The organism is Kitasatospora sp. NPDC091257, from assembly GCF_044757675.1.
Lineage (GTDB): Bacteria > Actinomycetota > Actinomycetes > Streptomycetales > Streptomycetaceae > Kitasatospora > Kitasatospora lactacystinica.
Genome location: NZ_JBIVVI010000482.1, coordinates 1 through 6,322 on the forward strand (window position 1 = coordinate 1; position 6,322 = coordinate 6,322).

The window sequence follows — 6,322 nt, forward strand, 5'->3', positions numbered from 1 at the left end:
GAGCGGGCCCTGCTCGTCTCCGCCCACCTGGCCACCACAGCCGGCCTGCCCACCGCCGACTCGCCTGCCTTCGGCATCGCCGAGGCCCGCCCCGTCCTGGGCGACCTGGTCGCCCAAGCCGCCGCCGGCACCCCGCAGGTGCTGCTGCGCCACAAGCGGCCGGTAGCCGTCCTGGCCTGCGCCACCGCCCTCTTCCCGGCCACCGCGACACCGCCACCGGCCCTCCCGGCCGCTGCCACACCCGCCCCGCCGAGCACCACCACCGAGACCCCCGCCGCACTGGCGTACCCGGCGGCTGTGGCCGCGCAGACTCCGGCCGTCGCGTCTCACCTCCCCACCGACTCTGTCGAGGCCCCCCTTGCTCCGGCAGTCGGGCCTGCCGCGCTCGCTCCGACCGTTCCGACTGCCGGGCCGTCAGCCACTGCCGCTGCGCCCGCACCCGAGCCCGCTGCCGCCGCGGTGCCGCCGGCCCCACGGCGCCGGCTCGCCCTGCTCGGGGAAGCTCTGGACACCTTGCTCCCCGCCACCGGCACCGCCGCGGCCGGGAACGGCGAACCCGCCCCGCCAATGGGTCTGCCCACCGGCATCACCACCCTCGATGCCGCTCTGGGCGGTCTGCAGCCCGGCCGTTTCTACCTCGTCGCCGGCGCCCCAGGCACCGGGGCGAGCCTGCTGGCGATCAGCGCCGCCCGCGTCACCGCTCTCAACCAGCGGCGCACCGTCCTGTACGCAGCCTCCGGGCTGACCCGGGCCGACATCGCCGCCCGCGTGATCGCCGCCCACACCCCGGTCGACTACCGCCGCCTGCGCGCCCAAACCCTCGACGACACCGAGCGTGAGGCCGTCGCCCGCACCGCCGACCTCCTCGCCGCGGCCCCGCTGCTGATCGACGACGGGACCGGCCTGGACGCCGAGGCGATCACCACCACCGCCGCCGACGTCCCCGACCTCGCACTCGTGGTTGTCGACCGCCTCCAGACCGCCCCCGACCCCCGCCTGCCCCTGTCCGGCCTGCCCGCCCTCGCCGACGCAGGCCAGGCCCTGGCCCACCTCGCCCGTACCCACTACCTTCCGGTGCTTGCCGCCCTCGACACCGACAACCCCGACCTGATCCGCGCCCTGGCCGCCGACGTCACCCTCACCCTCACCCCCGACACCACCCCCGGCACCAGCAGTGGCCGTGTCCGTCTCGCAATCGCCGAACGCGACCTCGGCCCCCTGACCACCCTCACCCTGTCCTCCGACCCGGCTCACGCCCGCCTCACCGACCCCACCCCCGACGACACGGCCGCCGTCGCACCCGCCGCGCCGACCACCACGCGCTCTGCCCCGGCACCGGAGGTGCCCCGGGAAGCGCCCACCGATCCTGGCGTGTCCGCTCAGGCCCAGCCGGCCCCCGCCGCGCCCGCCTCCGGTCCGGCTGCCCAGACGCTCCAGGAGGCACCCGCGGTGGCCGCCGAAGGCCCCCGGGAGCCCGCCACGCTGCTCCCCGGCACCACTACCGCCGGGGGAGCCGATGACGCCCAGGGCCCGTTCCTCACGCCTGCCCCAGCCGCGCAGACCCCCGCCCTGGACGTCCCCGCCGCGTTCAAGACCGGCAACAGCCAGCCGCTGCGCCCGACCCGGACGCCTGCGGAGCGCACTCCCAGTGCCCGGGCGGACGCCGCCCTGGGCGACAGCTACTCGGACCGGGACTACAGCTACTACCTCGACATGATCGCCAGCGCCGTCCACCAGGCCCTGGAGGAACACGGCGGCGAAACCGAGGCCGCGATCGCCGCCCTGGAGAAGAAGGCCATCCCGAACGGGATGCAACTCTTCGACGCCACCCGCGTCGGCGCCACCTACGAACACACCGTCTACCCCGAGACGCTGGACTTCCTGCGCAAGAAGTCCCGCAACGGCGCCGACGACATCTGGGAGGGCCGCCACAAGTGGGAGAACGCCCCCCTGCTCGACGACCTGCGCAAGGGACGGCTGCTCCCGGTGGCGGTCGATGTCCTGGACACCAACGCCGCCTACTGCACCGCCCTGAAGACCCACCTGCCGATCGGCGCCCTCCAGCACCAGCCCGACGGCGGCTTCGACCCCAAACGCTCCGGCATCTACCTCTTGCCCAAGCGCCCCACCTGGAACCACCCCCACCTGCCCGACCCCATCGGAGGCCGCCGCGAAACCGGCCCCGTTCTCCTCGACGACGCCACCGTCCGCCTGCTGATCCGCTGCCACAAGCTCGGCCTGAGCGAGGCCCCGCACATCACCGAGGCCTGGACCTCCGGCGCCAGCGAAAGCCTGCTGGAGAAGTTCCGCCGTGTCCTGACCATCGCCCGCGAGAACGCCATCACCACCGCCGACACCGTCACCGAGGCCTACGTGAAGGCCATCTACGCCAAGTTCGTCTCCACCATCGGCGAATCCACCCACAACCGGGACCTGCGCCGACCGGACTGGATGCACATCATCCGCTCCCAGGCCTTCGCCAACCTCTGGTACAAGGCCCACCGCGCCCACACCCACGGCCTGATCATCGTCGCCCTGCGCGGCACCGACGAACTCCACACCACCAGCGACAGCACCGACTGGCGCACCGTGTTCACCGAGGGCCGCCTCACCACCCAGATGAAACTCAAGGACCAGTACACCCTCCCGCGCACCCGAAAGGCCGCCTGAACGTGTCGACCGACGGATGGAAGAACTTCGGCAAGTACGGCGCCCATCTGGACCCCGGCAACGTCCACGGCAAGATCGCCCTCGGCCGCGCCCTCGAAGACGCCCTCGAGCGCATGATCATCGAAGGCGGCATCAAATCCCCGCCCACCACCCGCCGTGGCCTGCTCGCCCGGATGCGCTATCTCACCACCACCACCGGCGGCACCCAGGCCCTCAGCGACGCCGGCATCACCGCCACCCCCCGCACCATCCGCGCCTGGACCCACGGCACCCAGCGCCCCCGCCCCCACAATCTCGAAGCCATCGACACCGCATACTGGAACCTGCGCGCCCACAACGTCCTCACCAACCCCGGCGGCTTCAAGCAGCACCTCAACAACGCCGGCCGCGGCACCCGAGTCGAGATCCACCCCGTCAACCAGGACCTCGTCGATCAGCCCCGCCGCCGCGACAACCTCCGCCTGCGCACCATCCAGGTCCGCTACGTCTGGGACGAGGCCGTCGACGCCATGGTCGACGGCGACGAGGCGAAGCTGGAGGAGATCTGGGACGACGTCATCGCCGACCTCGACTCCGACTGGGGCGCCTATACCTACGTCTCCCACATCGGCCTCGGCGCCTGAACACCACCACCTCAAGCACTGATGGCAGTCCCCGAACGGCCACCCGCACTACGGAGCCCCAGGTAGCCACCCCACTACAGTTCCGCCCCGTGACCGGTACCCTCCGCCGCACCGCTGCAGACGACGACGCACTCCTGGAACGGCTGCACGACCTCGCGCGGGGCACCGGAACCACAGGCGATCCCCACGGCTGTCTCCCGGACCAGCCGTTCCCCCGCTCACGAACGCCGAGGTCGAGCAAGTGGAGCGGCAACTCGGCTACGAGCTGCCGCCACAGCTCCGACGCATCTACACCGAGATCGGCGACGGGGGATTCGGCCCGGAAGGAGGCCTCGCCTCGCTGACACCGCGCCGCGTCCCGTACTGGCACAGACCGGACTGGCCCCGCAACCTCCCTCCACACGCGAGGGCCAAAGTACGGGCGGCCGACGTCATGGCTCTTCCTGACAGGCGGCGGCTGCAGCATGCAGTGGCACGTCTCGTTGATCGCGATCGACAACCCCGTCCTGCTCTGGGACGCCGACGGCTGGGAACCCGACTGGGGCGAAAACCCCCACGACGGCCTGTGCTACGCCGCACCGTCACTGCGCCAATGGCTGTGGACCTGGGCGGACGGAGGCAACGTGTGGGACGAAGCAATCAAGATCATTTAGGTGCTGCGGCCACAAGCGGCTTGACGATCTTCCCCACCAAGCACCGCACGTCCCGGCCGGACAGACGGGCCCATCCCCGCCAACGCCCCACCGCGTCCCACCCTGCCGCTGCGCCCCACACCCCGCTGCACCGCCCCTTTCCGGGAAGGCCAGAACGCCGCCCTCCGCGTACCCCCGCTGCGCCGACCTGCCCAGGCCGGCGCAACGGCGCTCCGGTGCAGCACCCCGGAGCCTGCCGGGACGGCGGCTGCGCCGCTTCTGGGACAGCTGTCCGAGCGGTCTGCCACACTCGGCCCGTGGCGGTGGATCCGAAGAAGCTGCGAGAAGCGGTCAGCACTGTCGTGCAGGGGCTCCATTCCTGTACCCACCGGGAGTTGACCGAGCTGGGGCCCGAGCTCAGGCTACCGATACCCGCGGCAGACACAGGCTCGAAGAGCCAGCGCCTGGAAGCCTGCCTCAAGGCACTCCCGGACGACGGCGGCCTCCGCCAGGCCGCGCAGCGCCTCCTTGACTCCCCGCAGGTGTCCGTCCGCGGGAAGGAGCGGTTCGCCCTCGAGGACGCCGTCTGGGACGCCGGAACGGTCATCGAGATCCCGGGCCGGGTGCGGCGCGAGCTGGCCGCCGCGATCAACCTCGACGAGCTGCTCTACCGCGAGGACAGGTTCGAGCGCGCACTGGAACGGTTCTGGCACCTGGACGACGACCCGATGGCGCGGTGGACGGGATCGTCGACGACGAGCCTGCGGGCCCGGATCCACCAGCACGTGTTCCGCAACCGAGAGGACTGGTCGGCGGAGGAGCTGTTCGAGCAGCTCGGGGTCTTCGAGGCCGGCTCCGCCAGGTTCACCCGCTTCCTCGAAACCCTGGTCGACCCGGCAACCCTCCCGGACGCTGGCGCCCAAGTCCGCCTCGTCGAGACGCTCAACACGGCGCTGGCACCGACCGCAATCCGCCTCGAGCAGACCGGCGAGCGCGACGGCTACCCACACTTCCAGCTCCTGCGCACCGGCCCCGGCGCCGCCCGCCGGCCGAAGACCCTGATCTTCGCCACCACTGCCAAGCCCGACATCCGCTTCCTGAGCGTCGTCGACAACGATCTCGAAGTCCTGCAGGGGATAGACCAGGTCCTCGTCTACGACCGGCCCATCGGCCCGGACGGCATCCGCTGGTGCGACCTGCAGCAGTGGTGGCAGGAGAAAACCGGCACCGACGACACCGAGCAGGCCAAGAAGGACCTCTACAACCGCCTGCTGGCCTCCATGCCCAGCGAGGACGTCTCTCCCCAGCGCGACCTCTACCGGCTCTATCACCGCATCTACGGCGCCCGCGCCTGGACCCTACCCGCCCTGCTCCCAGAGGTCTGGCTGCACTGGGACCACAAGACCGTCCAACAGCGCGGCGTCGAAGCCCTGCTGAACCACCGTATGGACTTCCTCATGCTCCTACCGGGCGGCCACCGCGCCGTCCTGGAAGTCGACGGCCGCCACCACTACGCGACCGCCAAGGCGTACGAGGACACTGTCCGCGGCGACCGCGACCTCAAGCTCCGCGGCTACGAGGTCTACCGATTCAGCTCCACCGAACTCAGCAACCGACACCACGCTGGCCCCCTCCTCGAGCAGTTCTTCACCACCCTCTTCACCCACCACAATCTCACCATCCCGCCGGCGGAGCCCCACCACACGACCCCCAACACCTGACGCCCGAACCCGGCCGGGAACCTGGGCCAGGCGCACCCACTGGCTGGGCCCGCGTCAGCCCTCAACGCCAAGCAACTGCCCACGAGTTCATCACGGCCGGGCAGCCGTGTGCGATACAGAACCCGCCCGGTCGATCAGTTCTGTATCGCCGAAACCTTGCCTCAGTGGCATTACACATGCGTATCCGCAAGCCGTCGACATCCCGTTACATAACATCGGCCGACCAACTCTCATTCTCTAGTTGCCAAGTAACATGGTCTAAACCAAAGAGAAAGGTTTAGACCTGACTTGAGCCTAACCAAGGGTCACGAAAACCTCTGCAGCAGAGGAAACGGCATCGCCTGGCTGCCCCTCACAGACCGCTCGTTCCGCCGGAGGCGGAACGAGCCCGGAGGGCGCTGAGAACGCTAGAATGAGGCCGCACAGCAGCCACGAAACACCCGGCCCAAGCCGGTCCCCATGAAACTAGCAGGTCAGAGCCAGCTCTGAGCGAACCATCCGCCCGAGGAACCTGGTTCGCATTACAGAGATCAGAATCGGGCCGGCGGTGACCGCCACCACCCACCGCGTCGAGCCGTCCGACTCCACGCCGCCCCAGCCAGCTGGCGTCGCGGAGCGACGCCGCAGCATTCCGTCACGGTAGTGACGGCGCGTCATGTCTCCGGAGGAGACGGCG

The 6,322-nt window shown here is 70.5% G+C and carries 4 protein-coding genes; all 4 read left to right on the top strand.

Going from position 1 to position 6,322, the window contains the following annotated elements; all coding sequences use genetic code 11:
- On the top strand, positions 1 to 2,670 hold a 2,670-nt coding region (locus ACIQOV_RS22135; protein ID WP_401050932.1), incomplete at its 5' end, for a DnaB-like helicase C-terminal domain-containing protein.
- 2 nt (positions 2,671 to 2,672) lie between these two features.
- Positions 2,673 to 3,293: a hypothetical protein gene (locus ACIQOV_RS22140; RefSeq protein ID WP_331768863.1), complete on the top strand. Its 621-nt coding sequence runs from the start codon at positions 2,673 to 2,675 to the stop codon at positions 3,291 to 3,293.
- A gap of 464 nt (positions 3,294 to 3,757) precedes the next feature.
- Positions 3,758 to 3,946: a hypothetical protein gene (locus ACIQOV_RS22145; protein ID WP_401050934.1), complete on the top strand. Its 189-nt coding sequence runs from the start codon at positions 3,758 to 3,760 to the stop codon at positions 3,944 to 3,946.
- A gap of 374 nt (positions 3,947 to 4,320) precedes the next feature.
- Positions 4,321 to 5,646, top strand: a complete 1,326-nt coding sequence (locus ACIQOV_RS22150) for a hypothetical protein (protein WP_401050936.1) — start codon at positions 4,321 to 4,323, stop codon at positions 5,644 to 5,646.
- Positions 5,647 to 6,322 lie beyond the last annotated feature (676 nt).

Excerpts from the sequence above, each read along its gene's own strand:
- ACIQOV_RS22145 (WP_401050934.1), top strand. The coding sequence starts at position 3,758 with ATGCAGTGGCACGTCTCGTTGATCGCGATCGACAACCCCGTCCTGCTC.